The organism is Blastococcus sp. SYSU D00813, from assembly GCF_054050735.1.
This window is the reverse complement of the sequence record NZ_JBJGZX010000016.1, coordinates 1-15,544: the sequence shown is the minus strand read 5'-3', so window position 1 is coordinate 15,544 and position 15,544 is coordinate 1. Positions and strand designations below refer to the sequence as shown.

Genomic DNA, 15,544 nt, shown 5'->3' with positions numbered 1-15,544 from the left:
GTCGGGGCATGACGGAGCACAGCCACCGCGTCGCGGTGGTCACGGGGTCGGAGTCGGGGATCGGGCGCGCGGTCGCGGTGGCGCTCGCGGAGCAGGGGCACGACGTCGGCGTGACCTGGTACCGCGACGAGGCCGCCGGCCGGGCCACGGTCGAGGAGGTCCGGTCGCTGGGGCGGCGGGCCGAGCTGCGCCACCTGGACCTCACCCGGCTGCCGGAGGCCGCCGACGTCGTCGACGAGCTGGCCGTCGCCCTCGGCGGGCTCGACGTGCTGGTCAACGACGCCGGCACCGGGCACACGACGCCGCTGCTGGAGCTGGACCTCGGCACCTGGCGGGAGGTGCTCGCCACCGACCTCGACGGCGCCTTCCTCTGCCTCCAGCGGGCCGCGCGGCGGATGGTGGCCGGCGGCCGGGGCGGGCGCATCGTCAACATCACCAGCGTGCACGAGGTCGCGCCCCGGGTCGGCGCGGCGGCCTACTGCGCGGCCAAGGGCGGCCTCGGGCTGCTCACCAGGGTGGCCGCGCTCGAGCTCGCCGAGCACGGCATCACCGTCAACGCGGTGGCGCCGGGGGAGATCGCGACGGCGATGACCGGGCAGGAGGACGAGGACCCCACCGCGCCCGGGCACGAGCGGCCGGGGGTGCCGCTGCGCCGGCCCGGCGACGCCCGCGAGGTCGCCGCGGTGGTGGCCTTCCTCGCCTCCCCGGGGGCCGGCTACGTGACCGGGGCGTCGTGGGCGGTCGACGGCGGCATGCTGCAGATGGGGCCGATGGCCGGCTCCCACCTGGGGTCCGACGACTGGCGGCGCGGCTAGGCCAGCAGCTCCTCGAGCCGCGCGCGGTCCGGTCCGGGGACGGGGCGGGGCGCAGCCGCGCCGAGGGCCGCCAGCCGCTCCCGGACCAGGGGCCGGGCCAGCACCGCGCGGGGCGTCTCCAGGCAGAGGACGACCTCGAGCAGAGCCCGGAACAGGTCGGGGTCGGTCGCCGCCCCCGCCTGCAACCGGGTCGTCGGCGACACCGCCGGCGGGGCCGGGCGGCCCTCGGCGAGCGCGCGCATCTCCGCGATCCGGACCCGGTCGGCCGCGACCTGGTCCCGGTAGAACGGCTCGACGGCGGCCGCGGTGGCCTCGGCGAAGGTCCTGGCCAGCGCGGCCGGGTCGGCCAGGTGCGCGGCCACGACCGCGCGCAGCAGCTGGGTCTGCACCGCGCCCATGCTCAGCCCGCGCCCCGCCGAGGGGTTGGTGCAGGCCCACGCGTCACCGACGGCCGCGAACCCGGTGACCACCGGGACGCCGTCCACCACGTAGGACCGGTGGCAGTCGAGGGTGCCGGCCATGGCGCGGACGCCGTCCAGCGGGCGGCCGTCCAGCCAGTGCGCGTGCGTCGGGCAGGCGGCGACCACCCGGTCGAAGGCGTCCGGGTCGCGCAGCGCCTTGAGCAGCCGGTCCCCGGTCCGCGCGAACAGGGTGACCGACCAGGTGTCGTTGTCCCCGTACAGCGACAGCACCGAGAGGCTGCCGATCGGGACCAGCAGCGGGGCGCGGCGCACCGGCGGGGTCGGCCCGGTCAGGTAGCGGGTGTAGTAGACGAAGCCGAGGTCCTCGGCCTCCAGCAGCGGCGCGCGGGCGCCGATGCCGGCCAGCCAGTCCGCCGACCGCGTCCGGCGCCCGCCGGCGTCGACCACGAGCTCGGCGCGGAGCACCTCGCCGGTCGTCGTCCGCACGCCGGTCACGTGCGGGACGCCGGGCAGGGCCGACGCGCCGGTCTCCAGCCCGGCGACGCGCACCCCGCGCCGGATGGTCACCCCGGGCTCGTCCTCGGCCGCCGCGGCGACCACCGACTCGACCACGGGACGGCGCCCGGTCACCACGCGGAACCGCTCGTCGCCGGGCCGCCGGGTCCGGTCGGCGATCGCCGGCGGGAAGGCGTCCAGGGGGTCGACGGTGGCGCACCCGGCGGCGACCAGCCGGTCGGTCAGCCCCGGCAGCTCGGCGTCGCACACCTCGCGGAAGCGGGCGTGCAGCGTGTGCGGCTGGTGGAACTGCGCCACCCCGTGCCGCCGCCACGCCTGCCAGGCCTCGGCCGCGGTGGCCGGCGCGCCGTCGGGATCGGCCTCGAGCACCGTGACGTCGTGGCCCTCCCGGGCCAGCTGGAGGGCGGCGACGAGCCCGATGACGCCGCCGCCGCAGACCACGATCCCGGCCATGCCCGACCTCCCGGACCCCCGTGGCTCGCGGCCACCGTGCCGGGGACGGGGAGGGGGGACCAGGGTCCTCCGGCCCTCCGCGCTCAGCGGGTGCGGGCGCGCTTGACCCGGTAGAGCTCCTCGTCGGCGCGGCGGAGCAGGTCGTCGAGGGTGTCGCCCGGGCGGGCGGACGCCGTGCCCGCCGACCAGGGGGCGGGGTGCCCGGCCCGCAGCCGGGCGAGCAGCTCGCGCGCCGCGTCGCCGTCGGTGGCCGGCAGGCAGAGCACGAACTCGTCACCGCCGTGGCGGCCCAGCAGGTCGGCGCCGCGCAGCTCGCGGCTCCAGGCCCGGGCGAGGGAGCGCAGCAGCTCGTCGCCGGCGGAGTGCCCCGCCTCGTCGTTGACGGCCTTGAAGTGGTCGAGGTCCAGGACGGCGACGGTGAGCGGCTCGCCGCTGCGCAGCGCGTGTGCGAGGTCGCGGGCCGCCTCGGTCTCCCAGCTGCGCCGGTTGGCCACCCCGGTGAGCGGGTCGGTGCCGGCGGCGTGCCGCAGCTGGGCGGAGATGCGCAGCTGCGCCTCGCTGAGGACGACCACCGTGGTGACGGTCGTGACCCACGGCGAGGTGAAGCCCGTGGGCGCCGCGGCGACGGCGCCGGCCGTGGCGGCGAGCAGGAGCAGCGCGACGTGCAGGCGGGCCGGGCGCGGCGGCAGGAAGTGGCCGGTGAAGACGCCGACGGCGACCATCGCCGGACCGAGCCCGACGACCCCCGCGGTCGTGACCGACTGCCAGGCCAGCGCACCCACGAGCAGGCTGACGACGGCGAGCGCGAGGTGGACGCCGCGGTCGGGCAGGTCGGCCCGGCGCAGCCACAGGTAGCCCGAGGCGCCGAGGCCGACGAGGGCGAGGACGCCGAGCAGTGCCACGGGGGAGCGCTCCGCCATCGGCCACAGCGCGCCCACGGCGCACAGCAGCCCGCTGACGCCGTACAGCAGCGCGAGCAAGCCCACGCCGGTGGCCCGGTCCCCGTGCACGTCCTCTCCTCCCCGTCCCGGACAGCATCGACCGGGAGGGGGAGGTGCTGCAGGACGGGGGACCCGAAGGGGGGAGCGGAGGAGGTCAGCCGGTGAGCTCGGTGGGGACGGCGACCACGTCGACCATCGCGCCGTTGCGGTGCACCGTCACCGGCAGCGGGACGCCGATGGCCTCGGCGAACAGCAGCCGCTGCAGGCTCTGCGCCTCGGCGACGGGGGACCGGCCGGCCTCCAGCACGAGGTCGCCGGCGTGCAGACCGGCCCGCGCCGCCGGCGAGCCGGGGACGACGTCGAGCACCCGCAGCCCGCGGCGGCGGCCGGTGCGGGCGGCGAGCCCGGCGGGCAGCGGCGCCGGGGTGCTGACCAGGCCGAGGTAGGCGCGGCGCACCCGGCCGTCGGCGGCCAGCGCGGCGAGGATGCGCCGGGTCGTGGCGTTGACCGGCACCGCCAGGCCCAGCCCCCAGCCGGCCACGGCGGTGTTGATGCCGACCACCCGGCCGGCGGAGTCGGCCAGCGCGCCGCCGGAGTTGCCCGGGTTGAGCGCGGCGTCGGTCTGGATGACGTCCTCGACGACCCGCGCGGTCCGCCCGTCCCGGGTGGGCAGCGAGCGGCCCAGGCCGCTCACCACGCCGGCGGTCACCGAGCCGGCCAGGCCCAGCGGGTTGCCGACGGCGACCACGAGCTGGCCCACCCGTAGCCCGGCCGCGTCGCCGAGCACGGCCGGGTCGGGCACCGCGGCCCGCGCGCGGACGACGGCGAGGTCCGACAGCGGGTCGGCGCCGACGACGTCCACCCCGCTCTCGGAGCCGTCGGAGAACACGGCGCGGCCGGTGCGGGCGCGGCCGACGACGTGCGCGTTGGTGACCAGCAGCCCGTCGCCGGGGACGACGACCGCCGAGCCGGCGCCCCCGCGGCCGTCGGGCCCGGTGACCTGCAGTGCGGCCACGTGCGGCGCGAGCTCCGCGGCGACGGCGGTGACCGTGGCCGAGTAGGCGTCGAGCGCGGCGGCGTCCCGGTCCCTGGCGTCCTGGTCCCTGGTGTCCTGGCTCATGGCCCCTCCTGATTACGGGGTTACAGGCACCAGTGAACGCCGTCGGCGGCCCGGGCGCCGCTGGTCATGCCGTGGGCGAACACCGTCGCGATACTGACCCGGTGACGAGCTCCACCGCCGCCGGGCGGGCGGCCGCCGGGCGGGCCTGGGCGGAGCTGCGCCCCCGGCTGGCCGCCGACGCCGGCGCGGTGCTGGGGGAGGAGGCCGACGCCTTCCTCACCCGGGCGGACCTCGCGCTGCTCGACGTCCACGAACCGCTGGCCGACCTCTACGGCGACCGTGCCGACGCGCTGCTGGAGCGGACGCTGCGCGTCGTCCTGGCCGCGGCCGCCGACCGGCCGGCCGCGCTGCGCCGGCTGGACCGCCGCCGCGAGCTCGACCCGGGGTGGTTCCAGCGGGCGCGGGTGCAGGGCTACGTCTGCTACGTCGACCGGTTCTGCGGCACGCTGGACCGGCTGCCGCAGCACCTGGACCACCTGGCGGCGCTGGGCACCACCTACCTGCACCTCATGCCGCTGCTGCGCCCGCGCGAGGGGGAGAACGACGGCGGCTACGCCGTCGCCGACCACCGCTCGGTCGACCCCCGGCTGGGCACGATGGCCGACCTCGAGGCGGTCGCCGGCGCCCTGCACGAGCGGGACATGGCCCTGTGCATCGACCTGGTCGTCAACCACACGGCGCGCGAGCACCGGTGGGCGCAGGGGTGGCTGGCCGGCGACCCGGCGTACGCGGGCTTCTACACCGCCTTCCCCGACCGGACGATGCCCGACGCCTACGACGCGACCATCCCCGAGGTGTTCCCCGACCGGGCGCCGGGGTCGTTCAGCTGGGTGCCCGAGGCCTGCGGGGGTGCCGGCGGCTGGGTGTGGACGACGTTCTGGCCCTACCAGTGGGACCTCGACTACACCAACCCCGAGGTCACGCTGGCCGTGCTGGGCGAGATCACCTGGCTGGCCAACCGCGGCGTCGACGTCTTCCGGATGGACGCCGTCCCGTTCCTGTGGAAGCGGCTGGGCACCACCTGCCAGAACCAGCCCGAGGCGCACACCCTCCTGCAGCTGCTGCACGCGCTGACCCGGCTGGCGGCGCCCGGCGTGGTGTTCAAGGCCGAGGCGATCGTCGCCCCCGACGACCTGGTGCCCTACCTCGGCGCCCACGAGCGGTTCCGGCCCGAGTGCGAGCTGGCCTACCACAACACGCTCATGGTGCAGCTGTGGAGCAGCCTGGCCACCCAGGACGTCCGGCTGGCCCGGCACGCGCTGGGGCGGATGCGGCCGGTCCCGCCGAGCACCACCTGGTGCACCTACGTGCGCGGGCACGACGACATCGGCTGGGCGGTGACCGACGAGGACGCCGCCGCGGTCGGCCACGACGGCGCGGCGCACCGGCGCTTCCTCAACGACTTCTACGCCGGCCGCTTCCCCGGGTCCTTCGCCCGGGGCGCGCTGTTCCAGGAGAACGAGACCACCGGCGACGCCCGGATCTCGGGCTCCGCCGCCTCCCTGTGCGGCATCGAGGCGGCGCTCGAGTCGGGTGACGCCGCCGCGCTCGAGGCCGGGGTCCGCCGGCTGGTCCTGCTGTACTCCGTGGCCTACGCGTGGGGTGGCGTACCGCTGCTCTACATGGGCGACGAGCTGGCGCTGCGCAACGACCGCGGCTACCTCGCCGACCCCGCCCGCGCCCCCGACAACCGGTGGATGCACCGCCCGCCGATGGACTGGTCGGCGGCCGCGCGGGCCGCCGACCCGGCCACCCTGGAGGGTCGCGTGCTGGCCGCGATCCGCCGGCTGGGCGAGGTGCGCCGGTCGCTGCTCTCCCTGCGCGGCGGCGTGGAGTCCCAGCTGCTCGACGCCGGCGACGACGCCGTCCTGGCCTGGCGGCGCCGGCACCCCCGCGGCGGGGCCTTCGTCGGCCTGGCCAACGTCGCCGCCGGCCCGCGCGCCGTCCACGCCGACGCGGTCACCGGCTTCGGGAGCCTCGCCTGGGTGCACGGCAGCGACGGGCCCCTGGGCGTGCAGGACGGGCGGGTCGTCGTCCCCGGCCTGGGCTTCGCCTGGTTCGCCGAGCCGTGACCGCGCCGGTCGCGGCCACGCTCGGCGTGGAGGAGGAGTTCCACTGCGTCGACCCCGGCACCCTCGCGCTGACGCCGGCACCGCGCGCGGTCGCGGCCGCGCTGAGCGGGGACGCCGGCCCCCGCGTGCACCCGGAGATCGTGACCACCCAGCTGGAGACGACGACCGCGGTCTGCACGACGCTGGCGCAGGTGCGCGCGGAGCTGGTCGCCGCCCGGCGGGACGCGGCGGCGGCGGCCGCGCGCGACGGGCTGGTGCTGCTGCCGGCCTCCACGCACCCGTTCGGCACCTGGCAGCAGCAGCCGCTCACCGGCGCCGAGCGCTACCGGGCGATGGGGGCCCGCTGGGGCGTGCTGGCCCGCCAGCAGGACATCTGCGGCTGCCACGTGCACGTCGGGGTCCCCGATCCCGAGACCGCCGTCGCGGTCCTCGACCGGGCCCGCCCGTACCTGCCGCTGCTGCTCGCGATGACCGGCAGCTCGCCGTTCCACGACGGGGTCGAGACCGGCTACGAGAGCTTCCGGACCGTGTGGTGGGGCCGGTTCGCCCATTCCGGGGCGCCGGAGCGGCTGGGCTCGGCCGCGGCCTACCGCGAGGTGGTCGCCGGGCTGGTCGCCTCGGGCGTGGTCGCCGACGCCTCGCAGGTGTACTGGGACGTCCGGCCATCGTCGCACCTGCCCACCGTCGAGTTCCGGATCGCCGACGTGTGCACCTCCGTGGACGACGCCGTGCTGCACGCCGGCCTCGTCCGGTCGCTGGTCGCGGTGCTCGCGGCGCGGGCGGCCGACGGCGAGCCGGCGCCGGACCCGCGGCCGGAGCTGCTGCGGGCGGCCCGGTGGCGTGCCGCCCGCGACGGGCTGGGCGGGGAGCTGTTCGACCCCGTGCGCGGCGAGGCGGTGCCGGCGCGGGTGGCCGTCGACCGGCTGCTGGCCGAGCTGGCCGACGACCTGCGCGCCCGCGGCGAGGGGGACGAGGTGACCGGGCTGGTGCAGCGGCTGCTGGAGCGGGGCACCTCGGCGTCCCGGCAGCGCGCGGGCTGGGAGCGCAGCGGCGACCTGCGCGCGGTGGCCCGACAGGTGGTGGCCGAGGGCGCGCCGGGCTGAGCGCGTGTCCCGCCCGGAGGCGGGGGTACCGGGACGCCATGACCTCACGTCCCCTCGCCGTCGTCACCGGCGCCTCCAGCGGCATCGGCCTCGAACTGGCCCGGCAGTTCGCCACGAACGGCTTCGACCTCGTCGTGAACGCCGAGGACACCGAGCTGACCGCCGCTGCCCAGCAGCTGCGCGCCGAGGGGGTGGACGTCGCCGCGGTGCAGACCGACCTGCGCACCCGCGAGGGCGTCGAGGGCCTCTACGCCGCGGTCGTGGCCACCGGGCGGCCCGTCGCCGCCGTGGCCCTGAACGCCGGCGTCGGCAAGGGCGGGCCGTTCGTCGAGAACCCGATCGAGGACGAGCAGGCGATCATCGACCTCAACGTCACCGCGACCTTCCGGCTGGCCAAGCTCTTCCTCCGCGACATGGCCGCCCGCGGCGAGGGCAAGGTGCTGTTCACCTCGTCGATCGCCTCGACCATGCCCGGGCCCTACCAGGCGGTCTACAACGCCTCGAAGTCGTTCGTCCAGTCGCTGGCCGAGGCGCTGGCCACCGAGCTGCGCGACACGGGGGTCACCGTCACCTCGCTGATGCCCGGCCCCACCGACACCGAGTTCTTCGAGCGGGGCGACCTGACCGACACGAAGCTGGGCCAGGGACCGAAGGACGACCCGGCGCAGGTGGCGAAGCAGGGCTACGAGGCGCTGATGGCCGGCAAGGACAAGGTCGTGGCCGGGTCGCTCATGACCAAGGCCCAGGCGGCGGCCAACAGCGTGCTGCCCGACAAGCTCAAGTCCGCGGCCCACGCGAAGATGGCCGAGCCCGGCTCCGCGTGACCGTGCCGCGCCCGGCGGCGGCCGGCCGGCTCGACAGCCGCCCGGCCGCTCCGGCCGCGCTCCCGCACCCGCCGGGCGACCGCACGCTCGACCTCGGGCCAGGCGCGCAGGCGCGGCTGCTGGTGCCCGCCGGGGAGCCGGTCCCGCGGCCGCTGCTGGTGTTCTTCCACGGCGCGGGCGGCTCCGCGGCCCAGAGCGTGGCCGGGGTCGGCGACCGCGCCACCGCCCGCGGCGCCCTGGTGCTGGCGCCGACGTCGGTCGCCCGCACGTGGGACCTGATCGCCGGCGGGCTCGGCCGCGACGTCGCCGTCCTCGACGCGGCGCTGGAGCAGGTGTTCGCCCGGCGGCCGGTCGACCGGGTGGCGTTCGCCGGCTTCTCCGACGGGGCGTCCTACGCGCTGTCCCTCGGGCTGGCCAACGGCGACCTCGCCGAGACGGTGCTCGCCTTCTCCCCGGGGTTCGTCGCCGCCCCCGGCGTCGTGGGCCGGCCGCGGGTGTGGGTGTCGCACGGCACCGGCGACCGGGTGCTTCCGGTCGACCGGTGCGGACGCCGGGTGGTCGCCGACCTGACCCGGGCCGGCTACGACGTCACCTACGAGGAGTTCGACGGCGGCCACGTGGTCACACCCGACCTCGTCGTCGCCGCCCTCGACTCCTGGCTCGGCCCCGCGCCCGCCTGAACCCCGTGCGGCCCCGCTGCAAGGGCCCACGGCGGGCGTGCGAGCCGTGGGGGGCAGCGGGGTCCTCCCTCAGGCGGACTGGCGCTCGGTGACGTCCTCGTGCTTGGCGGCCTCGACGTCCTTGGGGCCGCCGGTCTTCGACACGGAGAACTCCGGTCCGAGCTGCTCGAGCGCGAGCCGGCCGTAGACCTGCTGCTGGGTGGCCACGCGCTGGGAGCGGCCGCGGCCCAGGAAGCTGATCAGCCAGTGGAACACGGTGGTGACACGGCTCTTGAACCCGACGATGTACATCAGGTGCACGACCAGCCACAGCACCCAGGCGATGAAGCCCTCGAACTTGAACTTCCCGATGTCGGCGACCGCGGAGAACCGGGAGATCGTCGCCATGGAGCCCTTGTCCTTGTAGCGGAACGGCTTCTGCGGGGCCTTGCCCTCCATGCGCAGGGTGATGGCCTTCGCGGCGTAGCGGCCGCCCTGGATGGCGACCTGGGCGACGCCGGGCAGCTTGTCCAACGCCATCATGTCGCCGACCACGTGCACCTCGGGGTGCCCGGGCAGGGTGAGGTCGGGCTGCACGGAGATGCGCCCGGCCCGGTCGACCTCGGCCCCGGTCTGCTCGCCGAGCTTGCGGCCGAGCTCGGAGGCCTGCACGCCGGCGGCCCAGATCTTGGTGGCGGCGGCGATGCGGCGCTCCTGCCCGTCGCCGTCCTTGACCGTCAGGCCGTTGGCGTCCAGGTCGGTGACCATCGCGCCCAGCTGCACCTCGACGCCGATGCGGTTGAGGTGCCGGCGGGCGCGGTCACCGAGCTTCTCGCCGAAGCTGGGCAGCACCATCGGCGCCGCGTCGAGCAGGATCACCCGCGACTGGGTCGGGTCGATGTTGCGGAAGTCCCGCTTGAGCGTGCGGCGGGCCAGCTCGGCGATCTGGCCGGCCATCTCCACCCCGGTCGGGCCGGCGCCGACGACCACGAAGGTCATCAGCCGGTCGACCTCCTCCTGGGAGGTGGCCAGCTCGGCCAGCTCGAAGGCGCCGAAGATGCGCCCGCGCAGCTCGAGGGCGTCGTCGATGCTCTTCATGCCGGGGGCGAACTCGGCGAAGTGGTCGTTGCCGAAGTACGACTGGCCGGCGCCGGCGGCGACGATGAGCTCGTCGTAGGGGTGCACGGTGACCCGCCCCAGGACGGTCGAGGTGACCGTGCGGGCGGTGAGGTCGACGTCGGTGACCTCGCCCAGCACCACCCGGGCGTTCTGCTGGTGCCGCAGGATCTCGCGGGTGGCCGGGGCGATCTCGCCCTCGGACAGGATCCCGGTGGCCACCTGGTACAGCAGCGGCTGGAACAGGTGGTGGCTGGTCTTGCCGATGATCGTGACGTCCACGTCGGCGCGCCGCAGTGCCTTGGCGGCGAACAGGCCGCCGAAGCCGGTTCCGATGACGACGACGCGCGGTCGCCCGGACGTGGGGGTCGCTGCAGTGCTGTCGGACGTCTCGGTGGCCGCTCGTGATGTCGTCATGATGACTCCATCCTCCCACTTGGACTCGGGTGCCGCCCGCCACCGGACGGGGCGACTCGGGACACAGTCCCGTGCTCTACCCGCCCGTCCGCCGATCACGCGGGCGGCCCCCGATCACTGCCGGATCGCGGCGGCCCGGGCCGCCCGGTAGACCGGGGGGATGCCACTGCCCCGCATCGTCCTGGTGCCCGGGCTGGGCCTGGACCGGCGGTCCTCCGCGCGGCTGCGGAGGCGGGTCGACGCGGACGTCGTCCTGCTGCCCGGCATGGGACGGCGCGGCCCGGTGCCCCCGCTGGACGCGCTCGCCGCCCGGCTGCGCGCGCACCTGGGCGACGGGCCGGTGGTGCTGGTCGGCCACTCGCAGAGCTGCCAGGTCGTCGCGGCGGCCGGGACCGACCCGCGGGTCGCCGCCGTGGTCCTGCTCGGCCCGACCACGGACCCGCGGCTGCGCTCGGCCCGCGGCCTGGCCGGCCGCTGGCTCGCCACGGCGTGGGCCGAGCCGTGGTGGCAGGTGCCGCTCGTGCTGGCGCAGTGGCTGACCACCGGGCCCCGCGCGATGGCGGCGCTGTGGCGGCGCGCGGCGCCCGACCCCGTGGCCGCGCGGCTGCGGGCGGTGGCCGTCCCGGTCACCGTCGTCCGCGGCAGCCGGGACCGGCTGTGCTCCCGCCCGTTCGCCGTCGCCGTGGCCGCGGCCGCGCCGCGCGGGCGCTACGAGGAGCTGCCCGGCGCGGCGCACATGACGGTGCAGACGCACCCCGACGCCGTCGCCGGCCTGCTCCGTGCGGTGTCGGCGGGGGTCCCGGCCGCGGACGGCCGGGACGGGACGGCGGACGTGTCACGATGACGCCATGGCCGCCACCTCCGCCTCCGCCGGCGCGCTGCTGCACCACGTGCGCACCGGCCGCGCGCGGAGCCGGGCCGAGCTGGTGGCCCTGACGGGTGCCGCGCGCAACACCGTCAGCGCCCGGGTGGACCAGCTGATCGCCGCCGGCTTCCTCGAGGAGGGCGGGCGCGGCTGGAGCACCGGCGGGCGGCCGCCGACGCTGCTGCGGTTCAACAGCCGGGCGGGGTGCGTGCTCGCCGTCGACCTCGGGGTGACCAGCGTCGACGTGGCCGTCACCGACCTGTCCGCGCAGGTCATGGCCTCGGCGGGGCACGAGATCGACATCGCCGAGGGGCCCGGACCGGTGCTGGCCGAGGCCGACCGCCTGGCCCAGGAGGTGCTCGCGGAGGCGGGCCTGTCGGTCGCCGACGTCCGCGCCGTGGGCGTCGGCGTGCCCGGCCCCGTGGAGTTCTCCACCGGGCGGCCGTCCCACCCGCCGATCATGCCGGGCTGGCACGACCACCCCATCCCGCAGGCCTTCCGCCGGTTCGAGTGCCCGGTGTTCGTCGACAACGACGTGAACGTGATGGCCCTCGGCGAGATGGGCGTGGCGGGCTCGGACCAGGACGTGCTCGTGGTCAAGGTCGGCACCGGCATCGGCTGCGGCGTCATCGTCGAGGGCAGCGTCTACCGGGGCGCCCAGGGCAGCGCCGGCGACATCGGGCACATCCACGTCGCCCAGCCCGACGGGCGCGAGGTGGTGTGCCGCTGCGGCAACGTCAACTGCCTCGAGGCCATCGCCGGGGGCGGCGCGTTGCTGCGGGACGCCCTCGCCGCCGGCCTGCCCGTGCGGACGACGCGCGACGTCATCGAGCTCGCCGCCCAGGGGGACGGCCGGGCCCTGGAGCTCGTCCGGGCGGCCGGGCGCACGATCGGCACGGTGCTCGCCGCGTTGGTCAACTTCTTCAACCCACACCGGATCGTCATGACCGGTGGGGTCGCCCAGGCGGGCATCCCGCTGCTCGCAGGCATCCGCGAGGCGGTCTACCGGCGCTCGATGCCGCTCGCCGCCCGGTCCCTGGAGATCACCGTCAGCGCCGCCCCGGACCTCTCCGGCCGCGTCGGCGCCGCCCTCATGGCCATCGAGGGCTTCCTCGACGAGGACTCGGTCCACCAGGCGCTGGCGCGCTGACCTGCGGGGTCCGCGGCCGCGAACCCCCTCCCCGCCACCGGACCGGCCCGGTCCCGGCACGTTGCGGTTCGGTAACTCCCGTCGCGTTGCTTGACCCGGTGTGACGCCGCCCATATGTTCACGCCTGCACGCACTAATGGTCAGCGTTGAGCAGAAGTGCCGCGGGGTGTTCCCCGTCGGACCTCCGCCGCGCTGGCGCCCGACCCGCTGGAGGCCCGGTGACCTCGTCCCAGGCGCAGACGCCGCTGCTGGAGATGCACGGCATCGTCAAGACGTTCCCCGGCGTGCGCGCCCTCGGGGGTGTGGACCTGGACGTGCGCGCCGGCGAGGTGCACTGCCTGCTCGGCCAGAACGGCGCCGGCAAGTCCACCCTCATCAAGGTCCTCGCCGGGGCGCACCAGCCCGACGCCGGCCGGATCACCTGGCGCGGCGAGGAGGTGACCCTCGCCAGCCCGCAGGCCGCGATGAGCCTGGGCATCGCCACGATCTACCAGGAGCTCGACCTGGTCTCCGGCCTCACGGTGGCCGACAACATCTTCCTCGGCCGCGAGCAGTCGCGGTTCGGGCTCACCCGGCCGGCGGCGGCCAACACGGCGGCTTCCCGGCTGCTCACCCGGCTCGGTCACCCCGAGATCCGTCCGACCGCCGAGGTCGGCTCCCTCTCGGCCGCCGCGCAGCAGATGGTCAGCATCGCCCGGGCGCTGTCCCAGGACGCCCGCCTGATCGTGATGGACGAGCCGTCCGCCGTCCTGGACAACGAGGAGGTCGAGCGGCTGTTCGCCGTCGTCCGCGACCTCACGGCCCACGACGTGGCCGTCGTCTACATCTCCCACCGGCTGGAGGAGATCCGCCAGATCGGCGACCGGATCACCGTCCTGAAGGACGGCGCCACGGTGGCCACCGGCCTGCCGGCCCGGGAGACCCCGACGCGGGAGGTCATCACGCTGATGACCGGCCGCACCATCGAGTACGTCTTCCCGGAGCGCCGGGCCCGGGTCGCCGCCGACCAGGCGCCGCTGCTGGAGGTCGAGAACCTGTCCCTCCGCGGCTCCTTCTCCGGCGTCTCCTTCACCGTGCGCCCCGGCGAGATCCTCGGGCTCGCCGGGCTGGTGGGCGCGGGGCGTTCGGAGATCCTCGAGACCGTCTACGGCGCCCGGCGCGCGACCGCCGGCACCGTCCGCGTCGCCGGCAAGCGGCTGCGCAACGGCGACGTCGGGGGCGCGGTGGCCGCCGGGGTGGGGCTGGCGCCGGAGGAGCGCAAGAGCCAGGCGCTCCTGCTCGGTGACTCGGTCTACCGCAACATCAGCATCTCCAGCCTGGCCCGGTTCGCCCGCGGCGGTTTCCTCGCGCGCGGGGCGGAGCGCGCCGCGGCGACCGAGCAGGTGCGCTCCCTCGAGGTGCGCCCCGCCGACGTCGACCGCGAGGTCCGCACGCTGTCCGGCGGCAACCAGCAGAAGGTCGTCCTCGCCCGCTGGCTGCTGCGCGAGTGCCGCGTCCTGCTCCTCGACGAGCCGACCCGCGGTGTCGACGTGGGCGCGCGGTCGGAGATCTACGCGCTGGTCCGCGACCTGGCCGACCGGGGCGTCGCCGTCGTCGTGGTCTCCAGCGAGATCCCCGAGGTCCTCGGGCTGGCCGATCGTGTGCTGGTCGTCGCCGACGGCGCGGTCGTGGCCGAGGAGCGCGCCGACGCGCTCGACGAGCACCGCGTGCTCGACCTGGTGATGGAGGGGACCGCCCACCAGGGCGCCCCGGTGTCCGCGACGATGCAGCACGAAGGGGACGTGGCATGAGCAGCAGCACCACGGCGACGACCGGAGGGTCGGCGGACGTGTCCGCGGCGCCGACCGGGAACGGCCGGGAGACCGGCAGGGGACCGGGCCTGATGTCCGGGCCGGTGGGCCGCAACCTCGGCCTCGTCGTCGCGCTGGTCATCCTCTGCGTCGTCGGCCTGATCACCGCCGGGGACCGCTTCGCCGACGTCGACAACGTGCTGACGATCCTGCGCGGCGCCTCGATCGTCGGCGTCGTCAGCATCGGCATGACCTTCGTGATCATCGGCGGCGGGATCGACCTGTCGGTGGGCGCCATCGCGGCGCTGTCGTCGGTGTGGGCCACCACCCTGGCCACGCAGCAGCTCGCCGAGGACGTCCACTGGATCGTCATCGTCTTCACGGCCCTGGTGGTCGGCGCGGTCGCGGGCCTGGTCAACGGCGTGGTGATCGCCTACGGCAAGCTCGCCGCCTTCATCGCCACCCTCGCCATGCTCACGGCGGCCCGGGGGCTCGCCGAGATCATCGCCAACCGGCGGACGCAGATCGTCCGGGACGACGGCTTCCTCGACTTCTTCTCCGGCGACGTGCTGGGCGTCCCCACCCTGGTCATCATCTTCGCGCTGGTCGCCGTGGCCGGCTGGGTCCTGCTCAACCGGACCACGTTCGGCCGGCGCACCTTCGCCGTCGGCGGGAACGCCGAGGCCGCCCGGCTCGCCGGGATCCGGGTGCAGCTGCACACGGTGAAGCTCTACGTGCTCTCGGGCATCACCTGCGGCATCGCGGCCGTGATGATCATCGGCCGGACGACGACCGGCAGCTCGACCCACGGCACGCTGTGGGAGCTGGAGGCGATCGCCGCCGTGGTCATCGGCGGCACGCTGCTGATCGGCGGCCGGGGCACCATCGTCGGCACCGTCCTCGGCGTGATCATCTTCTTCACGCTGGGCAACGTCTTCACGCTCAACGACCTGTCCAGCTCCGCGCAGGCGGTGGCCCGCGGCGTGATCATCGTCGCCGCCGTCCTGCTCCAGCAGCGGCTGGCGACCGGCAGCTTCACCTTCCGCCGACCAGGAGAGGGCGGCGCCTCCGGTGGGGCCGTCGTCCAGGGCAGCCCGGCCGGCGCGGTCTCCGGCGGCACCAGCGACCCGGGCGGCCCCGGCGGCGCCCGCCCCGGCACCCCCGCCTGAGCCGGGGGGGGGGGGGGGGCGCCCCCCCCCCCCCCCCCCCCCCCGCGCGGGCCCCCCCCCCCGCCCCCCCGCCCCCCCCCCCCCCGCCCCCCCGCCCCCCCACCGGCCCCCC

General features: G+C 76.3%; 13 protein-coding genes. 9 read left to right on the top strand and 4 right to left on the bottom strand.

The features are described 5' to 3' along the window. Window positions 1-8: 8 nt before the first annotated feature. Window positions 9-815, top strand: a complete 807-nt coding sequence (locus ACI8AX_RS12935) for an SDR family oxidoreductase (RefSeq protein ID WP_456550229.1) — start codon at window positions 9-11, stop codon at window positions 813-815. Here the strand turns inward: ACI8AX_RS12935 and ACI8AX_RS12930 are convergent. From ACI8AX_RS12930 to ACI8AX_RS12920, 3 genes are all read right to left on the bottom strand, one after another. Next, complete coding sequence (locus ACI8AX_RS12930; RefSeq protein WP_456550228.1) at window positions 812-2,206, bottom strand: FAD-dependent oxidoreductase; 1,395 nt, start codon at window positions 2,204-2,206, stop codon at window positions 812-814. The genes ACI8AX_RS12935 and ACI8AX_RS12930 overlap by 4 nt on opposite strands. Window positions 2,207-2,289: 83 nt before the next feature. Beyond that, window positions 2,290-3,216, bottom strand: coding sequence for a GGDEF domain-containing protein (locus ACI8AX_RS12925; protein WP_456550227.1), 927 nt, complete (start codon window positions 3,214-3,216; stop codon window positions 2,290-2,292). Between the two features lie 85 nt (window positions 3,217-3,301). Then, on the bottom strand, window positions 3,302-4,267 hold the full coding sequence (locus ACI8AX_RS12920; RefSeq protein WP_456550226.1) for a S1C family serine protease: 966 nt from the start codon (window positions 4,265-4,267) through the stop codon (window positions 3,302-3,304). Between the two features lie 101 nt (window positions 4,268-4,368). On the opposite strand from ACI8AX_RS12920, the gene ACI8AX_RS12915 reads away from it, so the two are divergent. From ACI8AX_RS12915 to ACI8AX_RS12900, 4 genes are read left to right on the top strand one after another with little or no spacing between them, the layout of a single operon-like run. Beyond that, on the top strand, window positions 4,369-6,339 hold the full coding sequence (locus ACI8AX_RS12915; protein WP_456550225.1) for an alpha-amylase family protein: 1,971 nt from the start codon (window positions 4,369-4,371) through the stop codon (window positions 6,337-6,339). Next, window positions 6,336-7,442, top strand: a complete 1,107-nt coding sequence (locus ACI8AX_RS12910) for a carboxylate-amine ligase (protein ID WP_456550224.1) — start codon at window positions 6,336-6,338, stop codon at window positions 7,440-7,442. Before ACI8AX_RS12915 ends, ACI8AX_RS12910 begins: the two co-directional genes overlap by 4 nt. Window positions 7,443-7,480: 38 nt before the next feature. Further along, window positions 7,481-8,266, top strand: coding sequence for an SDR family NAD(P)-dependent oxidoreductase (locus ACI8AX_RS12905; protein WP_456550223.1), 786 nt, complete (start codon window positions 7,481-7,483; stop codon window positions 8,264-8,266). Then, entirely contained in the window at window positions 8,263-8,946 is a 684-nt protein-coding gene (locus ACI8AX_RS12900) for an alpha/beta hydrolase (protein WP_456550222.1), read from the top strand. The genes ACI8AX_RS12905 and ACI8AX_RS12900 overlap by 4 nt, the downstream gene beginning before the upstream one ends. Before the next feature lie 69 nt (window positions 8,947-9,015). On the opposite strand, the gene ACI8AX_RS12895 is transcribed toward ACI8AX_RS12900, so the two are convergent. Then, window positions 9,016-10,458 carry an NAD(P)/FAD-dependent oxidoreductase gene (locus tag ACI8AX_RS12895; protein WP_456550221.1) on the bottom strand — a complete coding sequence of 481 codons (1,443 nt, stop codon included), beginning with the start codon at window positions 10,456-10,458 and terminating at the stop codon, window positions 9,016-9,018. A gap of 160 nt (window positions 10,459-10,618) precedes the next feature. On the opposite strand from ACI8AX_RS12895, the gene ACI8AX_RS12890 reads away from it, so the two are divergent. The 4 genes from ACI8AX_RS12890 to ACI8AX_RS12875 all read left to right on the top strand — a co-directional run bounded on the left by ACI8AX_RS12890 (window position 10,619) and on the right by ACI8AX_RS12875 (window position 15,432). Beyond that, window positions 10,619-11,302 (top strand): alpha/beta fold hydrolase, encoded by a 684-nt coding sequence (locus ACI8AX_RS12890; RefSeq protein ID WP_456550220.1) that lies wholly within the window; start codon window positions 10,619-10,621, stop codon window positions 11,300-11,302. A gap of 4 nt (window positions 11,303-11,306) precedes the next feature. Beyond that, window positions 11,307-12,473: an ROK family protein gene (locus ACI8AX_RS12885; RefSeq protein WP_456550219.1), complete on the top strand. Its 1,167-nt coding sequence runs from the start codon at window positions 11,307-11,309 to the stop codon at window positions 12,471-12,473. A gap of 218 nt (window positions 12,474-12,691) precedes the next feature. Continuing rightward, window positions 12,692-14,263 carry a sugar ABC transporter ATP-binding protein gene (locus tag ACI8AX_RS12880; protein WP_456550218.1) on the top strand — a complete coding sequence of 524 codons (1,572 nt, stop codon included), beginning with the start codon at window positions 12,692-12,694 and terminating at the stop codon, window positions 14,261-14,263. After that, on the top strand, window positions 14,260-15,432 hold the full coding sequence (locus ACI8AX_RS12875; RefSeq protein WP_456550217.1) for an ABC transporter permease: 1,173 nt from the start codon (window positions 14,260-14,262) through the stop codon (window positions 15,430-15,432). The genes ACI8AX_RS12880 and ACI8AX_RS12875 overlap by 4 nt, the downstream gene beginning before the upstream one ends. Window positions 15,433-15,544 lie beyond the last annotated feature (112 nt).

What these genes read in the sequence shown, in the direction of transcription:
- ACI8AX_RS12935 (WP_456550229.1), top strand. Translation starts at nt 9, where the DNA reads ATGACGGAGCACAGCCACCGCGTCGCGGTGGTCACGGGGTCGGAGTCG.
- ACI8AX_RS12930 (WP_456550228.1), bottom strand. Translation starts at nt 2,206, where the DNA reads ATGGCCGGGATCGTGGTCTGCGGCGGCGGCGTCATCGGGCTCGTCGCC.
- ACI8AX_RS12920 (WP_456550226.1), bottom strand. Translation starts at nt 4,267, where the DNA reads ATGAGCCAGGACACCAGGGACCAGGACGCCAGGGACCGGGACGCCGCC.
- ACI8AX_RS12905 (WP_456550223.1), top strand. Translation starts at nt 7,481, where the DNA reads ATGACCTCACGTCCCCTCGCCGTCGTCACCGGCGCCTCCAGCGGCATC.
- ACI8AX_RS12895 (WP_456550221.1), bottom strand. Translation starts at nt 10,458, where the DNA reads ATGACGACATCACGAGCGGCCACCGAGACGTCCGACAGCACTGCAGCG.
- ACI8AX_RS12890 (WP_456550220.1), top strand. Translation starts at nt 10,619, where the DNA reads ATGCCACTGCCCCGCATCGTCCTGGTGCCCGGGCTGGGCCTGGACCGG.
- ACI8AX_RS12885 (WP_456550219.1), top strand. Translation starts at nt 11,307, where the DNA reads ATGGCCGCCACCTCCGCCTCCGCCGGCGCGCTGCTGCACCACGTGCGC.
- ACI8AX_RS12875 (WP_456550217.1), top strand. Translation starts at nt 14,260, where the DNA reads ATGAGCAGCAGCACCACGGCGACGACCGGAGGGTCGGCGGACGTGTCC.